General features: G+C 61.2%; 16 protein-coding genes, 1 tRNA gene and 1 pseudogene. 4 read left to right on the top strand and 14 right to left on the bottom strand.

Going from position 1 to position 15,447, the window contains the following annotated elements; all coding sequences use genetic code 11:
* Positions 1-308: 308 nt before the first annotated feature.
* From LMH93_RS06505 to LMH93_RS06495, 4 genes and pseudogenes are all read left to right on the top strand, one after another.
* The gene (locus tag LMH93_RS06505; RefSeq protein ID WP_003254749.1) at positions 309-1,661 is read left to right on the top strand and encodes an APC family permease; all 1,353 of its coding nucleotides are present in this window, start codon (positions 309-311) and stop codon (positions 1,659-1,661) included.
* A gap of 66 nt (positions 1,662-1,727) precedes the next feature.
* Positions 1,728-2,936: pseudogene (mcpU, locus tag LMH93_RS29815) on the top strand (methyl-accepting chemotaxis protein McpU); the annotation flags it as partial.
* A 102-nt stretch (positions 2,937-3,038) separates the two neighbouring features.
* Positions 3,039-3,794 (top strand): methyl-accepting chemotaxis protein, encoded by a 756-nt coding sequence (locus LMH93_RS29810; RefSeq protein ID WP_370688784.1) that lies wholly within the window; start codon positions 3,039-3,041, stop codon positions 3,792-3,794.
* A gap of 148 nt (positions 3,795-3,942) precedes the next feature.
* Positions 3,943-4,902 (top strand): cation diffusion facilitator family transporter, encoded by a 960-nt coding sequence (locus tag LMH93_RS06495; RefSeq protein ID WP_003254751.1) that lies wholly within the window; start codon positions 3,943-3,945, stop codon positions 4,900-4,902.
* Between the two features lie 92 nt (positions 4,903-4,994).
* Here LMH93_RS06495 and LMH93_RS06490 read toward each other — a convergent pair.
* From LMH93_RS06490 to LMH93_RS06425, 14 genes are all read right to left on the bottom strand, one after another.
* Positions 4,995-5,070, bottom strand: a tRNA-Lys gene (locus tag LMH93_RS06490).
* 60 nt (positions 5,071-5,130) lie between these two features.
* Positions 5,131-5,823, bottom strand: a complete 693-nt coding sequence (gene queC / locus LMH93_RS06485; RefSeq protein ID WP_076403786.1) for a 7-cyano-7-deazaguanine synthase QueC — start codon at positions 5,821-5,823, stop codon at positions 5,131-5,133.
* Positions 5,823-6,470, bottom strand: a complete 648-nt coding sequence (queE, locus tag LMH93_RS06480; protein ID WP_003254753.1) for a 7-carboxy-7-deazaguanine synthase QueE — start codon at positions 6,468-6,470, stop codon at positions 5,823-5,825. Before queE ends, queC begins: the two co-directional genes overlap by 1 nt.
* A gap of 168 nt (positions 6,471-6,638) precedes the next feature.
* A complete protein-coding gene (gene ybgF / locus LMH93_RS06475; protein WP_003254754.1) occupies positions 6,639-7,445 on the bottom strand; it encodes a tol-pal system protein YbgF in 807 nt (268 codons plus the stop codon).
* Between the two features lie 6 nt (positions 7,446-7,451).
* Entirely contained in the window at positions 7,452-7,952 is a 501-nt protein-coding gene (pal, locus tag LMH93_RS06470; protein ID WP_003254755.1) for a peptidoglycan-associated lipoprotein Pal, read from the bottom strand.
* Between the two features lie 54 nt (positions 7,953-8,006).
* Positions 8,007-9,278, bottom strand: coding sequence for a Tol-Pal system beta propeller repeat protein TolB (gene tolB, locus LMH93_RS06465; protein ID WP_012051477.1), 1,272 nt, complete (start codon positions 9,276-9,278; stop codon positions 8,007-8,009).
* Positions 9,279-9,304: 26 nt separating this feature from the next.
* On the bottom strand, positions 9,305-10,423 hold the full coding sequence (gene tolA, locus LMH93_RS06460; RefSeq protein ID WP_012051476.1) for a cell envelope integrity protein TolA: 1,119 nt from the start codon (positions 10,421-10,423) through the stop codon (positions 9,305-9,307).
* Positions 10,423-10,875 (bottom strand): protein TolR, encoded by a 453-nt coding sequence (tolR, locus tag LMH93_RS06455; protein WP_003254760.1) that lies wholly within the window; start codon positions 10,873-10,875, stop codon positions 10,423-10,425. The genes tolA and tolR overlap by 1 nt, the downstream gene beginning before the upstream one ends.
* 14 nt (positions 10,876-10,889) lie before the next feature.
* Positions 10,890-11,585 carry a protein TolQ gene (gene tolQ / locus LMH93_RS06450; protein WP_003254762.1) on the bottom strand — a complete coding sequence of 232 codons (696 nt, stop codon included), beginning with the start codon at positions 11,583-11,585 and terminating at the stop codon, positions 10,890-10,892.
* A 2-nt stretch (positions 11,586-11,587) separates the two neighbouring features.
* On the bottom strand, positions 11,588-12,040 hold the full coding sequence (gene ybgC / locus LMH93_RS06445) for a tol-pal system-associated acyl-CoA thioesterase (protein WP_003254764.1): 453 nt from the start codon (positions 12,038-12,040) through the stop codon (positions 11,588-11,590).
* 125 nt (positions 12,041-12,165) lie between these two features.
* Complete coding sequence (gene ruvB / locus LMH93_RS06440; protein ID WP_003254766.1) at positions 12,166-13,212, bottom strand: Holliday junction branch migration DNA helicase RuvB; 1,047 nt, start codon at positions 13,210-13,212, stop codon at positions 12,166-12,168.
* A complete protein-coding gene (ruvA, locus tag LMH93_RS06435; protein WP_003254768.1) occupies positions 13,209-13,826 on the bottom strand; it encodes a Holliday junction branch migration protein RuvA in 618 nt (205 codons plus the stop codon). Before ruvA ends, ruvB begins: the two co-directional genes overlap by 4 nt.
* 109 nt (positions 13,827-13,935) lie before the next feature.
* Positions 13,936-14,460, bottom strand: a complete 525-nt coding sequence (gene ruvC / locus LMH93_RS06430; protein WP_003254769.1) for a crossover junction endodeoxyribonuclease RuvC — start codon at positions 14,458-14,460, stop codon at positions 13,936-13,938.
* Positions 14,461-14,645: 185 nt separating this feature from the next.
* A complete protein-coding gene (locus LMH93_RS06425) occupies positions 14,646-15,392 on the bottom strand; it encodes a YebC/PmpR family DNA-binding transcriptional regulator (protein ID WP_003254770.1) in 747 nt (248 codons plus the stop codon).
* Positions 15,393-15,447: the final 55 nt, after the last annotated feature.

Here is a 15,447-nt window from a genome sequence, read left to right as displayed (position 1 = left end):
GTGAAACAAGCAAAGGATTCGTTAATTTTTACGAACACTCAAATTGATCAGAATCGCAAAAAAACGCGCAACAACCGAACAAATCCCGTATTTAATCGATAAATATTTCAATTTTGCAACATCTTGTCATGTTTAACTTGACACCCACCTACCCATCGTTTTTTATTTTCACCACTTTGCGCGCCCCACCGCGCCTTCCGCCGCTCCAACATAAAAGGTGAACAATATGGAGCCCACCCGCTCGCCCTTGCCGCATGCGCAATACACCGTGCCCGTCGTTTACGCCCAGCAGCAGGAGCCATGCCAGCATGCAGCCTGACCACAGCGCTTCCGGCAACGGCCAACTTCGCAAGACCCTGCGCCTCTGGCACGTGATCATCATCGGCCTGGCTTACCTGACCCCGATGACCGTGTTCGACACCTTCGGCATCGTCAGCGGGATCACCGCTGGCCATGTACCCAGCGCCTACATCCTGGCATTGGCCGGCATCCTGTTCACCGCGGTGAGCTATGGCACCCTGGTAAAACGCTTCCCGCAGTCGGGCTCGGCCTACACCTACACCCAGCGCGCGATCAACCCGCACGTGGGCTTCCTGGTGGGCTGGTCTTCACTGCTGGACTACCTGCTGCTGCCGATGGTCAACGCGCTACTGGCCAAGCTGTACCTTTCGGCCATGTTCCCGGAAGTACCTGAGTGGATGTGGGTCGCCGGCTTCGTCACCCTGATCAGCCTGATCAACATGCGCAGCGTAAACCTGGTGGCCCACTTCAACCTGCTGTTCGTGGGTGTACAGGTGGCGATCATCGCCGTGTTCATCTACCTGTGCGTGCGCGGCCTGGACCAGGGTGAAGGGCTGGGTACCACCTGGAGCCTGATACCGTTCGCCGACAGCCAGACCCAGTTCAGTGCCCTGGCCGCCGGTGCAACCATCCTGTGCTTCTCGTTCCTGGGCTTTGATGCGGTCACCTGCCTGTCCGAGGAAACCCGCGATCCGGCCAAGACCATTCCCCGGGCGATCTTCCTCACCGCACTGATTGGCGGTGTGGTCTTCATCACCGTGTCGTACTTCATCCAGGCCTACTTCCCGACCATGGCCCGCTTCCACGACCAGGAAGCAGCCCTGCCGGAAATTGCCCTGTACGTTGGCGGCAAGCTCTTCCAGTCGATCTTCATTGCCTGCACCGTGATCAACACCATCGCCTCGGGCCTGGCCTCGCAAACCAGCGTGTCACGCCTGCTGTATGTGATGGGCCGCGACAACGTGATCCCGGCCAGCGTCTTCGCCCGCCTGCATTCGCGCTACAAGACGCCAGTGCTGAACATTGCAGTCGTAGGGCTGATTTCGCTATCGGCGATCTTCTTCGACCTGGTCACCGCCACTTCCATCATCAACTTCGGCGCCCTGGTCGCGTTCAGCTTCGTCAACCTGTCGGTCATCAACCACTGCTACCTGCGTGAAGGCAATCGCAAAGGCCTGAGCAACCAGTTGAAGTACCTGGTGCTGCCGACCATCGGCTTCTGCATCATCGTCTCGCTGTGGCTGGACCTGAACGCACATTCGCTGATGTTTGGCGGCATCTGGGCTGCGCTCGGATTGATCTACCTGGGCTGGCTGACCAAAGCCTTCCGCGCGGCACCGCCCAACTACGTCGCCGAATGACCCACGCTGCCAACAACGCCCGCGCCTGATCGCGGGCGTTGCATTTGTTCGAAAAGGAAAGCCCTCATGCCGCTGCGTCGCCTCTCCATCCAGTGGAAGATCACACTCCTCGCCGGCCTGTGCCTGCTGGCCATTGTCGCCTTGCTGGTAGCCACCTCGCTGACCCAGGCCCATCGCAGCGCCGCCCTGGTTAACCAGGCCAACACTGCCATGCTCGAAGACAGCGCCCGCCAGCGCCTGCAGGCCCACGCCGAAACCCAGGCCTTGCGTATCCAGCGCTACTTCATGGACGCCTACCAGTACGGCAATGGCTTTGCCCGCCTGGTACACGTGCTGAAGGCCCGTGGTGGTAGCGACCTGCGCGCCGAACTGACCCGCCAGGCGCGTGCCAGCCTGGCCGGCAACCCGGATGTGATTGGCCTGTATTTGGTGTTCCAGCCCAATGCCCTGGACCAGCAGGACAGCCACTACCTCGGGCAGGACGCCCTGGGCAGCAATGAGAGCGGGCGTTTCTCGCTGTACTGGTCCCAACCAAGCCGCGGCACCCTGGAACTTGAAGCCATGCCGGAAACGATGCTCGGCGACACCAGCATCGGCAGCAACGGCGCGGCGAAGAACCGCTGGCTGACCTGCCCGCAGGACACCGCCAGGACCTGCATGCTCGAACCGTACCTCGACGAGGTCAACGGCCGTCAGGTGCTGATGACCAGCATCGCTTTGCCACTGCTGGAACACGGCAAGGTAGTCGGCGTGGTCGGCCTGGACATCGGCCTGGCCAACCTGCAGCAACTGAGTGTGGACGGCCGCCGCGACCTGTTCGACGGCCAGGGCCAGGTGAGTATCGCCACCGCCGCCGGCCTGCTGGCGGGCAACAGCCGCGACGACAGCACGCTCGGCAAGCCCATGGCAAATGCGGTAGCCGACGGTCTGCTGCGCGTGGCCCATCCCTTCACGCCAATCCCTGACACAGCCCCGTGGCAGGTATGGCTGGAAGTGCCGGAAAGCGTGCTGCAGGCCCCTGCCGTAGCCCTCAACCAGCGCCTTGATGCCCATAACCAGAATGCCAACCTCACCAGCCTGCTGATAGGCCTTGGCACGGCAATCGTGGGTTTGCTGCTGGTGTGGCTGACCGCTCGCGGCGTTAGCCGGCCAATCCTGGCCGTGGCGGCACGCCTGGAAGACATTGCCAGTGGCGAAGGCGACCTTACCCGTCGCCTGGACTACGCCCGCCAGGATGAACTGGGCCTGCTCACCGGCTGGTTCAACCGCTTCCTCGACAAGTTGCAACCGGTCATTGCCCAGGTCAAAGGGTCGCTGCAGGAGGCCCGCGACACCGCCGACCAATCGGCCGCCATCGCCAGCCAGACCAGCAACGGCATGCAGCAACAGCATCGCGAAATCGAACAGGTGGCCACAGCGGCCAATGAAATGAGCGCCACCGCTCTGGATGTCGCCCACAACGCCTCGCAGGCGGCCCAGGCCGCACGCGCCGCGGATCAGGCCAGCCAGGAAGGCTTGCAACTGGTGGACAGCACGCGCCAGGGCATCGACCGCCTGGCCGCAGGCATGAACACTGCCATGGACGAGGCCCGTGCACTGGAAGACCGCAGCGGGCAAATCGGCTCGGTACTTGAAGTGATCCGCACCATTGCCGAGCAAACCAACCTGCTGGCACTGAATGCCGCCATCGAAGCGGCCCGCGCAGGCGAAGCCGGGCGTGGCTTCGCCGTGGTTGCCGATGAGGTGCGCGGCCTGGCCCAGCGCACGCAGGTTTCGGTAGAGGAAATTCGCCAGGTCATCGAGGGCCTTCAGCAAGGCACCCAGGACGTGGTGGGGGCCATGCATGCAGGCCAACGCCAGGCCCAGGACAGCGCCGCACGCATGGAGCAGGCATTACCGGCACTGCAGCGTATTGGCGAGGCCGTGGCGGTGATCAGCGACATGAATTTGCAGATAGCCTCGGCGGCGGAAGAGCAGAGTGCGGTGGCCGAGGAAGTGAACCGTAACGTGGCCGGCATTCGAGACGTGACAGAATCACTGGCCGGACAGGCCGATGAGTCGGCACGCATCAGTCAGGCCCTGAACCGGCTGGCCAACCAGCAGCAAGCGCTAATGGAGCAGTTTCGCGTCTAGCCTGTGAGGGCCTCTTCGCGGGTAAACCCGCTCCTACACGGGATTTGCACTGCTCTTGTAGGCGGCGCCAGCCCCTGTAGGCGCGGGCTTGCCCGCGAAGAGGCCGGCACAGACACAACAGCATCATCGTTTTTACTGAGCACTACTCATGCAAACCGCAACCCGATCCACCTTCTTCGACATCACCAGCGAACAAGGACTTTTACGCACCTCGATCGCCGCCACCCTGTTCATCGCCAGCATCGGCATCGCCTTCGGCCTTGCCTCCGGCTCGTTTTCCATCGTCTTCGACGGCGTATACTCGCTGGTCGACGCCAGCATGAGCGGGCTCTCGCTGGTCGTGGTCAAGCTGATCACTTCGCACACCACCAGCGTGCAGATGTCACGCAAGCTGCGCGAGCGCTTCACCATGGGTTTCTGGCACCTGGAACCCATGGTACTGGCGCTCAACGGCATTCTGCTCGGCGGCGTGGCCATCTACGCGCTGATCAATGCCGTCAGCAGCCTGCTGCAAGGCGGACGCCACCTGGAGTTCGGCATTGCCATGGTCTACGCGGCGCTGACAGTGATCACCTGCGTGACCATCGCCGTCATCGAGGCCCGCGCCAACCGCAAACTAAAGTCAGACTTCGTGCGCATGGACGTCAAGGGCTGGGTGATGTCGGCCAGCATCACTGCCGCACTGCTGATCGCCTTCTGCTTTGGCTATGCCGTGCAAGGCACTTCGCTGGAATGGGTATCACCCTATATTGACCCGGCGGTGCTGGCGCTGGTGTGCCTGGTGATCGTGCCATTGCCGATGTCGGTGGTGCGTCAGGCGCTGTCTGAAATCTTCCTGGTCACCCCTGGCGACCTCAAGCTGCACGTAGATGAGGTGGCCAAGGCCTTCGTCGCTCGCCACGGCCTGCAGTCTTACCGCGCCTATGTCGCCAAGGTCGGGCGTTCGCGGGAGATCGAACTGTATTTCATCGTGCCCAAAACCATGGCGGCGAAGACCATCGATGAATGGGATGCCTGGCGCAACGAGATTGGCGACGCGGTAGGCGGCGAAGGGCCGGACCGCTGGCTGACAGTGGTGTTCACTGGCGACCCGGAATGGGCCGAGTAATGTGTGGGCGCGCTGCGCCCTTTTTTGAACCCCGTAGCGCAAACGAAAAAGCCCGCGACCATTTCTGGTAGCGGGCTTTCACGTACTGCGTATGGTGGGTCGTGTAGGATTCGAACCTACGACCAATTGGTTAAAAGCCAACTGCTCTACCAACTGAGCTAACGACCCATTTGATGGCGCGTATAATACTGATTTCTAACGAGAATTCAACACCCCATCACGATTTTTTCAAAAATACCGAGTCGGGTCTTCGATACCGGCGGCCTTGAAACCGTCGGCGCGCAGGCGGCAGCTGTCGCATTTGCCACAGGCGCGGCCGTCATCGTCGGCCTGGTAGCAGGAAACAGTCAGGCTGTAGTCCACACCACGGGCCATACCGGCCTGCACGATCTGCGCCTTGCTCATGTTCTGCAGCGGCGCCTGGATGCGGAAGCCCTGCCCTTCTACGCCAGCCTTGGTCGCCAGGTTGGCCATGCGCTCGAAGGCCTCGACGAACTCGGGACGGCAATCCGGGTAGCCAGAGTAATCGACGGCGTTGACGCCAATGAAGATGTCGCGCGCTTCCAGCACTTCTGCCCAACCCAGCGCCAGCGAAAGGAACACGGTGTTGCGCGCCGGCACATAAGTGACCGGAATGCCTTCACCCGGGGCTTCCGGCACGTCGATGCTGCTGTCGGTCAATGCCGAACCGCCGATGCCGTCGAGGTTCAGCCCAATCACCTTGTGCTCGACCACACCCAGGTCGCGGGCCACGCGGGCAGCGGCGTTCAGCTCGGCGCGATGACGCTGGCCGTAGTCGAAGCTCATGGTGTAGCAGCTGTAGCCTTCGGCCTTGGCCATGGCAACCACGGTGGCCGAGTCCAGGCCGCCGGACAACAGGATTACTGCGCGTTTTTCTGTCATGTGTACGTGCTCCTCAATCAACGTCCGGGCTCGTCGTTCCACAGCAGCTTGTGCAGCTGAAGTTGGAAGCGTACGGGCAGGTTGTCAGCAACGATCCAGTCAGCCAGGTCACTGGCGTTCACCTGATGATGGCTGGGTGAGAACAACACCTCACCGGCACGCTCTGCCAGGTTGTACTGGATCAGCTTGGATACCGCCCAGTCATAATCCTCACGGGAACAAATGACGAACTTGACCTGGTCGTTGCGCGTCAGCTGCTCGATGTTCTCGTAGCGGTTACGGTGCGACTCTTCGGAGCCTGGGGTTTTCAGGTCGACCACACGGCTGACGCGGGTGTCGGTGCCGGCAATATCCAGCGCGCCGCTGGTTTCCAGCGACACCTCGTAACCAGCGTCACACAGCCGCTGCAGCAACGGCAAGGCGTTGGGCTGGGCCAGCGGTTCGCCACCGGTGACACAGACGTAGCGCGGCTTGAAGCCGGCCACTTGCTCAAGGATCGAATCAAGGGTGCGAACGGTACCGCCACTGAAGGCATAGGCACTGTCGCAGTACTGGCAACGCAGGGGGCAACCGGTGAGGCGCACAAATACCGTAGGCAGCCCGGCCGTTCGCGTCTCACCCTGCAAAGAGTAAAAGACTTCGGTGATGCGTAATGTGTCTTGCATGCTCGCCACGGGCGTGACAGCTAAACAGGCTGTCCGCCTCCGTCAGGCACTGTCGCGGACTCGACATCGCGTTATCCGCAGCAGCGTGTTTACGAAAAAAGGGCAGTGATTCTAACGAAAAAACCCGCGACTGGCGCGGGTTTCTTTCGAGCGGTACAGCGACAACGCCTAGAGCTTCTGCAGGTCACGCTGGGCCAGTTGAGCGGCAGAGGTGCCGGGGTACTGGGTGACGACCTGCTGGAGGATGCCTTTTACCTTGTCGGTATGGCCCATACGGCGCTCGACATCAGCCAGTTTGTACAGCGAATCTGGCACCTTGCTGTGCTTCGGGTACTTTTGGCTGACCTGGGCAAAAGCCTGGCTGGCGCCTTGCAGGTCACCCTTGGCCAGGTTCACTTCACCCAACCAGTACTGGGCATTACCGGCGTACTGGCTGTTGGGGTACTTGCGCAGGAAGGCGTTGAACGCCTGGCTGGCCTTGTCGAAGTCTTTCTGTTTGATCAGGTCGAAAGCTGCGTCGTAATAGAGCTTCTCTTTCGCCGGATCACCGGGCTGGCTACTGCCGGCCGGTTGTTGCGCAGCAGCACCTGCTGCGGCATCGGGGGCGGCATTGGACGCACCACCACCGGAGGAATTATCAGGGGTTGCGGCAGGCGCAGCGCCACTGTTGATGCGACGGTCCAGGTCCTGGTAACGCTCCAGGTTTTCCTGCTTCATGCGCGACACATCGTTTTGCAGCTCTTCGATGATGCCTTGCTGGCGGGAAAGCTGATCCTGCATCTGTTGCAGCTGCATGAACAGCTGGCCCTGTGCAGAGGCAGGGGCCGAAGCCCCTGACCCGGCATAGGCGCCGCTCGTGCCATAACCCGCAGGCGGATAGCTGCCTGCGTTGTCATCTACTACAGGGACCTCAGCCCAGGCCGCAAGCGGCAGGCTGAGTGCGAGGACGGTTACTACACGGCGGCACATACGCATAAGAACTTACTTACGCAGTTCTACGCGACGGTTCTGAGCCCAGGACTGCTCGTCGTTGCCGGTAGCAACTGGACGCTCTTCGCCGTAGGAAACCAGTTCCAGCTGAGCAGGGGAAACGCCCTGCAGAACCAGGTAGCGCTGAACGGCTTTCGCACGACGCTCACCCAGAGCCATGTTGTACTCGCGGGTGCCGCGCTCGTCGGTGTTACCTTCCAGAACAACACGGTTGCCGTTGGCTTTCAGGTCCTTGGCGTGAACGTCCAGAGCGCGCATGGCTTCTGGCTTCAGGTCCGAGCTGTCGTATTCGAAGTAGAAGGTGGTGATTGCGCGCAGGGCGGCTTCTTCGCTCAGGGAGCCGTCAACAGCGCCAGTGTTGGCACCGTAGCCAGCGTTAGGGTCTACAGCAGCGCCTTCGCCTGCGTTATCACCGCCCTTCGAGGAGCAACCTACAGCTACGGCCATGGCCAGGGCCAGCGCAGCAAATTTACCAAACTTCAGCATTTCCATCGTGAAACTCCTAATGAAACCCCAGTGTGTTAAGCAAAATGTATTACGCCGCAATCAGTTCAGGTAAGGGGACCAGGACGGTTCTCTGACTTCGCCTTGAGCGGTAGGAAGTGGGAGCCTCACGCGGCCATTAAGCGACACGAGCATCAAGACTCCCCGGCCCTGCTGGCGGGTGGCGTAGATTAGCATGGTGCCGTTTGGCGCAACAGTGGGAGACTCATCAAGACTTGTTTCAGACAGAATCTTTACACTTCCGCGCTGCAAGTCCTGTGCCGCCACTTTGAAGTTGGTAAAGCCCTGTTGGCGATGGATCATTACCAGGGTCTTTTCGTCCGCCGAAAGTTTCGGGTTGGCGTTGTAGTTACCCACGAACGTTACGCGCTCGGCACCACCACCACTGACCGACTGTTTATAGATCTGCGGTTTGCCGCCACGGTCGGAAGTGAAGTAAAGGGTGTTGCCATCTTTACCCCAGAACGGCTCGGTATTGATACCCGGGCCTGCAGTAACACGGCTGATCTGGCGCGAGGCCACATTCATCACGTAGATGTCCGGGTTGCCGTCCTTGGACAGCACGAACGCCAGGCGCGAACCGTCTGGCGACCAGGCTGGCGCGCCATTGAGGCCCTCGAAGTTGGTCACCTGCTCGCGGCGGCCAGTATCGATGTTCTGCACGAAGATACGTGGGCGCTTCTGCTCGAACGAAACATAGGCGATCCGTTTGCCATCTGGCGCAAAGCGCGGCGACAGGATCGGCTCACGCGATTGCAGCAGGGTCACCGCACGCGCACCGTCGTAGTCCGAACGCTGGAGGGTGTAGCGGGTGTTGTTGGTGGAGAAACGCTCGGCCGTCACGTACAGCATGCGCGTAGAGAACGCGCCCTTGATGCCGGTGAGCTTCTCGAACGACTGGTCGGCAATGTAGTGCGCCATGTCGCGCAGCTGGTCGGTGCTGCCCGCCACGCTGCCGGTCAGCACTTGCTGCTCGGTGGCGACGTTGAACAGCGCGTACTGCACCTGCAGGCGACCGCCCGACGGCACGATGCTGCCGACCATCACGTATTGTGCACCCAGCGCTTTCCAGTCACGGAAGATCACTTCGCTGGCCTGCGACGGCTGGCTGATCATGTTCTGCCGCGGAATTGGCGAGTAGTAGCCAGAGTTGCGCAGGTCATTGCCGATGATGTCGGCGATGTCTTCGGGCAGCACGCTGCCGCCCTGCAGACCGAACGGCACTACCGCGATGGGCGTGGCCCGATCACTGCCGCTGGTAACCAGGATGTTCTTTTCTTCTGCCACCGCCATGCCTGCCACGCAGCAGAGCATGACCAGCAGTCCTCTCAGACGTTTAATCACAACGCTAGATCCTCAGGTGTAAATGTCATCTTGAACGAACGATATTGGTTGAAATCGCTCGGCTTCATACCCTGCATCTCGGTCAAACGACCAATGTTCTTCACCGCAGCCACCGCCGAACTGTCATACGGGCCGTCACCACTGGAACGGGCCACGCTGACACTGGTGATGGTACCGTCCGGCAACATGTTGATCTGCAGGACCACCGTCATGCCCTTGCGCGCGGAAGGCGGACGTGCCCAGCCCTCGGCCGCGCGCATACGGATCAGGTCGTCGAAGTCACCGGCCACCTGGTCACCCTGCTCGTCGGCCAGCGCCTGCTGCCGCTCGGTGGTATCGGACAACAGCTCGGCCAGTGCCTGGGCTTTCTTGTCTTCTGCCGCCTTGCGGGCCGCTTCCTGTGCCTTCTTCTTCTGGGCATCTGCAGCGGCCTTTTTCTTGGCCTCTTCAGCTGCCTTCTTCTTCGCGTCCTCGGCCGCCGCTTTCTTCTTGGCGTCCTCGGCTGCTTTCTTCTTGGCCTCTTCGGCTGCCTTTTTCTTGGCTTCCTCGGCGGCTTGCTTCTTCGCCTCTTCAGCGGCCTCTTTCTTGGCCTCTTCTTCGGCTTTTTTCTTGGCTTCGTCCTCAGCCTTTTTCTTGGCGATGTCGGCCTGCTGTTTCTCGGCGGCTTTCTTCGCCTCGTCGGCTTTCTTGGCTTCGGCGGCTTTCTTGGCCTCGGCAGCCTTGGCAGCTTCGGCGGCCTTGGCAGCATCCTCGGCTTTTTTCGCCTCGGCGGCTTCGCGGGCCTCTTCGGCCTTTTGAGCGGCGTCAGCTTTCTTTTGTTCCGCGGCCTTCACGGCCTCCTGCTCGACCTTCTTCTGTTCCAGCTGCTCGACTTCGGTCTGGCGCGAAGCGGTTTTCTTCGCCTCCCCGGCAATCTTCTGATTGGTCTGGGTGGTTGCCTGGCTCTTGGACTTGAGCTGGTACAGGGTAGCCTGAACGATCGGCTTGGAAGGCGGCAGCTCAGGCGTCATGGCAAAACTGACGAACAGCAGGGCAAACACCAGCACATGCAGGCCGATGGCCCAGACACTGGGCCAGAAGTAGCTTTCCGAGGCGGATGGCTCTCGCTGTTGCATCAGGGCGCCTCGGTAATCAGGCCAACGTTACCGACACCGGCCTTCTGCAACCCGCCCATGGCACCCATGACCGCGCCATAGTCGACAGCCTTGTCGCCACGAATGAACACCTGGGTCTGCTTGCCCTGGTCACGGCCGGCAGCAATGATCTTGGTAACGGCGTCGGTCATGGCCGGCAAGGTCATGGCTTTGTCCATCTGCTTGTCGGTATCGACTTCGCTGCCGAGGTTCCAGTAATAGGTTTTATCGGCCTTGATGGAGATGGTGAGGATCTGGACGTTGTTGTCCTGCGGCAAGGCTTCGCTGGAAACCTTGGGCAGGTCGACCTTCACGCCCTGATTGAGCATGGGCGCCGTCACCATGAAGATGACCAGCAGCACCAGCATCACGTCGATGTAGGGCACCACGTTCATCTCGGCGACGGGCTTGCGTTTGTGGCGAACTCGGGCCATGGGCTTCTACCTGATTACTCTTCGCTGGTGTGCACTTTGCGGTGCAGGATCGCCTGGAACTCGTCGGCGAAGGTGTAGTAACGGCCGATCAGTATTTCACTGCGCGCGGCGAAACGGTTGTAGGCAATGACAGCCGGGATTGCCGCGAACAGGCCGATGGCGGTAGCGATCAGTGCTTCGGCAATGCCCGGTGCAACGGTGGCCAGGGTGGCCTGCTGTGCGCTGGCCAGGCCGCGGAAGGAGTTCATGATGCCCCACACGGTGCCGAACAGGCCGATGTACGGGCTGGTCGAACCAACGGTGGCCAGGAACGGCAAGCTCTGCTCGAGTTTTTCTTCCTCGCGCGAGATGGCCACACGCATGGCACGGCCAACACCTTCCATGACAGCGTCCGGGTCGACACCCGGCTGCTGGCGCAGGCGCGAGAACTCCTTGAAACCGGCACGGAACACCTGCTCCACGCCGGAGTCCGGGTCTGGGTTGCTGCCTGCCTGGCGGTACAGCTTGGACAGGTCGATGCCTGACCAGAAACGCTCTTCGAAGGCATCCAGCGCACGACGACCGGCGCGCAGCATGGTGCTGCGCTGGAAGATCATGATCCATGAGGTGACCGAGGCGGCCACCAGGGTCAGCATTACCAGCTGTACCACCACGCTGGCATTGCTGACCAGACTCCACATGGAGGTATGGTCGACGACGTTAGCTTCCACGCTTATTCTCCTGCATTCGATTGATTACCCGAGCCGTCCGCCGCAAAGGCGTCGCGCAGCTGGGGGGGTAGGGCTCGGGGTTTGAAAGTGTCGGCGCGCACGGCAGCCACCAGGAACTGCCCTTCGCAAAGCAGCGTTTCATCCTTTTCCCGCCAGACCTGCTGTACGAAACGCAAGCTGGCGCGATTGAGTTCAAGTACTTGCGCGGTCACCCGCAATTCGTCATCCAGCCGCGCCGGCGCGTGATAGCGCGCTTCGCTGGAATGGACCACGAACAGCAGGTTGTCTTCAGCCAGCTGCGACTGGGAAAAGCCCAGGTGCCGCAGGCGTTCGGTGCGCGCGCGCTCCATGAATTTCAGGTAGTTGACGTAATACACCACGCCGCCCGCATCGGTATCTTCGTAATAGACGCGACACCGGTGTGCGAACGGTTCGAGCTGATTTTGCGCGCGCATACTCTAGTGCTTACTCCTCAGCTTGCCAATCCGCTGTGGCAACTGTTTTTTCTTCATTAATGTCTTATTGCCAGCGCACCCAGGGCATGCCAGCGGTAGGACCACGAAAAGTCGCTTTTGATCTGTCATTCATCGCCTGGCTCGGAAAAATCGCCCCCCTCCCCCAAGCGCCCGGGAATATTCAGCCCAAAGTGCAGGTAGGCATGCCGGGTGACCACGCGGCCGCGTGGCGTGCGCATGATGTAGCCCTGCTGAATCAGGTACGGCTCAAGCACATCTTCGATGGTATGACGCTCTTCGCTGATGGCTGCAGCCAGGTTGTCCACGCCCACCGGGCCGCCGTCGAACTTCTCGATCATGGTCAGCAACAGGCGACGGTCCGAATGGTCGAAACCACGCTCGTCGACATCCAGCAGGTTCAGCGCCATGTCAGCCACGGCCTTGGTGATCTGGCCCTTGCCGCGCACCTCGGCGTAGTCACGCACGCGGCGCAGCAGGCGGTTGGCGATGCGCGGCGTGCCACGGGCACGACGGGCGATCTCGTAGGCCCCCTGGTCTTCGATGGCCAGGCCAAGGATGTTGGCCGAGCGGCTGACGATGGTGCTCAGATCCTTGTCGTTGTAGAACTCCAGGCGCTGCACGATACCGAAGCGGTCACGCAGCGGGTTGGTCAGCATGCCGGCACGGGTAGTAGCCCCCACCAGGGTGAAGGGTGGCAGATCGAGCTTGATAGAACGGGCTGCCGGGCCTTCGCCGATCATGATGTCGAGCTGGAAGTCCTCCATGGCCGGGTAAAGCACTTCTTCGACCACAGGCGACAGCCGGTGGATTTCGTCGATGAACAGCACGTCGTGCGGCTCGAGATTGGTCAGCATCGCTGCCAGGTCGCCGGGGCGCTCGAGAATCGGCCCCGAAGTGCTCTTCACCGACACGCCCATTTCATGGGCGATGATGTTGGCCAGGGTGGTCTTGCCCAGGCCGGGCGGGCCGAAGATCAGCGTGTGGTCAAGCGATTCGCCGCGGCCGCGGGCGGCCTGGATGAACAGCGCCATCTGCTCGCGCACCACCGGCTGGCCAATGTACTCGTCCAGGCTCAGCGGGCGAATCGCACGGTCCTGGACTTCTTCGCGGTCGCGGCCACTGGCGGCGATCAGGCGGTCGGCTTCGATCACTTGGAAATCATCCCTTTCAGGCTGCGGCGGATCAGCTCTTCACTGCTCAGGCCGGCCTTGTCCTTGATCGCGGCAATTGCCTTGCTGGCTTCCTGCGGCTTGTAGCCCAGCGAGACCAAGGCACTGACTGCATCGGCCTCGGCACTGGACTCGCTGGCAACCGGCAAAGGCCCATCGGACACCAGGGTGAACATGGCCGGCGAGGTTTCCCAGGCCTTGAAACGGTCCTTGAGCTCGACCAGCAAGCGCTCGGCGGTTTTCTTGCCGACGCCCGGCACGCGCACCAGGGCTGAGGTGTCCTGGGCCTGCACGCAGCGCACCAGTTCATCCACTTCCAGCCCGGACATCAGCGCCAGGGCCAGCTTAGGCCCTACGCCGTTCAGACGGATCAGCTCGCGGAACAGCTCGCGCTCACGTTTTTCGGCAAAGCCGTAGAGCAAGTGGGCATCTTCGCGCACGACCAGGTGGGTATGCACCGTGACGGTTTCACCCACTTTGGGCAGACGGTACAGCGTGGTCATGGGAACTTCCAGTTCGTAACCCACGCCGTTGACGTCGATAATCAGGTGAGGCGGTTGTTTTTCCGCCAGGGTGCCGCGCAAACGTCCAATCACGTTCCGATCCTTCCTCTCGGGGAGCCGGTCAAAGACCGCTCAACCCTATCAGCAAATGCAGCAGGTGAATGCATCACCCGAACAAAATGTGTATCAGCGCATGAAGCGCTTACAGACGCAAGCGCCCGCCGCGTCGCCGCGCTGTGCTCAAGCCATGCGGCACCAGGCTGGAGCGGGTGTGGGCGTGGCACAGGGCGATGGCAAGGGCATCGGAAGCGTCGATCTGCGGTTTTTGCGTCAATTTCAGCAGGTGCATGACCATCATCATCACCTGCTCCTTGTTGGCCCCCCCCGTGCCGGCCACGGCCTGCTTGACCTGGGTGGCGCTGTACTCGGCGATCTCCAGGCCGGCCTCGGCGGCGGCGACGATAGCCGCGCCACGTGCCTGGCCAAGCTTGAGCGCCGAATCGGCGTTGCGGGCCATGAACACCCGTTCGATGCCCATGGTCACCGGGCCGTGCTGAGCAATGATTTCACTGACACCACGAAAAACAATCTGCAGCCGCTCGTGCAGCTCACCGCTGCCGGTGCGGATGCAGCCCGACGCCACGTACTCGCAACCACGGGCGGTCTGGCGTACCACGCCATAGCCGGTGATGCGCGAGCCGGGGTCGATACCTAGAATCAGAGTCATAAAGCCCGTCGAAAAAATGATGCATCTCTACAAACTGCGCCGGCCCTTTCGCGGGTAAACCCGCTCCTACAGGTACTGCACCACATTTGAAATGGGCGTAATACCTGTAGGAGCGGGTTTACCCGCGAAAGGGCCGGCACAGGCGCTATCAAACGCTCAGAGTTGGCACAAAATGCCAAATCACCTTAGCCGAGGTTTTCCATGATCTCATCGGAAATCTGGGCGTTGGAGTAAACGTTCTGCACGTCATCCAGGTCTTCGAGCATGTCGATCAGCTTGAGCACCTTTTCGGCACCGTCCTGGTCGAGTTCGGCGCTGGTGGTCGGCTGCATGACGATTTCCGCGTCAGCGGCCTTGAAGCCAGCCTCTTCCAAGGCATTACGCACGGCATAGAAGCTGTTGAACGAGGTGAACACGTCGAAGGAGCCGTCGTCGTTGGCGACCACGTCGTCGGCATCGGCTTCCATTGCCGCTTCCATCAACGCGTCCTCTTCCACGCCCGGGGCAAAGCTGATCTGGCCTTTGCGTTCGAACAGGTAGGCCACAGAACCGTCAGTACCCAGGTTGCCGCCACACTTGGTGAAGGCATGGCGCACGGCCGCGGCGGTACGGTTGCGGTTGTCGGTCATGGCTTCGACCATGATCGCCACGCCACCCGGGCCGTAACCTTCGTAGCTAAGCTCTTCGACATTGTCGCTTTCATTGGTGCCAGCACCACGGGCCACGGCACGATCGATGATGTCGCGGCTCATGTTGGCGCCCAACGCCTTGTCCAGCGCCAGGCGAAGGCGCGGGTTGGATGCCGGATCAGGGCCACCCTGCTTGGCAGCGACCGTCAGTTCGCGGATCCACTTGGTGAAGACCTTGCCCCTCTTGGCATCCTGGCGCTCTTTGCGGTGCTTGATGTTCGCCCACTTGGAATGACCAGCCATAACGACTCCGAATCCTTTGAATCACAAACAGCCCCGCCCCATGACGGGGCGGGAC

Origin of the sequence: Pseudomonas sp. CIP-10 (assembly GCF_020911845.1) — a bacterium.
Classification (GTDB): domain Bacteria; phylum Pseudomonadota; class Gammaproteobacteria; order Pseudomonadales; family Pseudomonadaceae; genus Aquipseudomonas; species Aquipseudomonas alloputida.
The sequence above is the reverse complement of the archived record's forward strand: the minus strand, read 5'-3'. Positions and strand labels throughout refer to the sequence as shown.

What these genes read in the sequence shown, in the direction of transcription:
- LMH93_RS06505 (WP_003254749.1), top strand. Translation starts at nt 309, where the DNA reads ATGCAGCCTGACCACAGCGCTTCCGGCAACGGCCAACTTCGCAAGACC.
- pal (WP_003254755.1), bottom strand. Translation starts at nt 7,952, where the DNA reads ATGGAAATGCTGAAGTTTGGTAAATTTGCTGCGCTGGCCCTGGCCATG.
- ruvC (WP_003254769.1), bottom strand. Translation starts at nt 14,460, where the DNA reads ATGACTCTGATTCTAGGTATCGACCCCGGCTCGCGCATCACCGGCTAT.
- LMH93_RS06425 (WP_003254770.1), bottom strand. Translation starts at nt 15,392, where the DNA reads ATGGCTGGTCATTCCAAGTGGGCGAACATCAAGCACCGCAAAGAGCGC.
- LMH93_RS06495 (WP_003254751.1), top strand. Translation starts at nt 3,943, where the DNA reads ATGCAAACCGCAACCCGATCCACCTTCTTCGACATCACCAGCGAACAA.
- ybgC (WP_003254764.1), bottom strand. Translation starts at nt 12,040, where the DNA reads ATGCGCGCGCAAAATCAGCTCGAACCGTTCGCACACCGGTGTCGCGTC.
- tolR (WP_003254760.1), bottom strand. Translation starts at nt 10,875, where the DNA reads ATGGCCCGAGTTCGCCACAAACGCAAGCCCGTCGCCGAGATGAACGTG.
- tolA (WP_012051476.1), bottom strand. Translation starts at nt 10,423, where the DNA reads ATGCAACAGCGAGAGCCATCCGCCTCGGAAAGCTACTTCTGGCCCAGT.
- LMH93_RS29810 (WP_370688784.1), top strand. Translation starts at nt 3,039, where the DNA reads ATGCAGCAACAGCATCGCGAAATCGAACAGGTGGCCACAGCGGCCAAT.
- queE (WP_003254753.1), bottom strand. Translation starts at nt 6,470, where the DNA reads ATGCAAGACACATTACGCATCACCGAAGTCTTTTACTCTTTGCAGGGT.
- ybgF (WP_003254754.1), bottom strand. Translation starts at nt 7,445, where the DNA reads ATGCGTATGTGCCGCCGTGTAGTAACCGTCCTCGCACTCAGCCTGCCG.
- tolB (WP_012051477.1), bottom strand. Translation starts at nt 9,278, where the DNA reads ATGCTCTGCTGCGTGGCAGGCATGGCGGTGGCAGAAGAAAAGAACATC.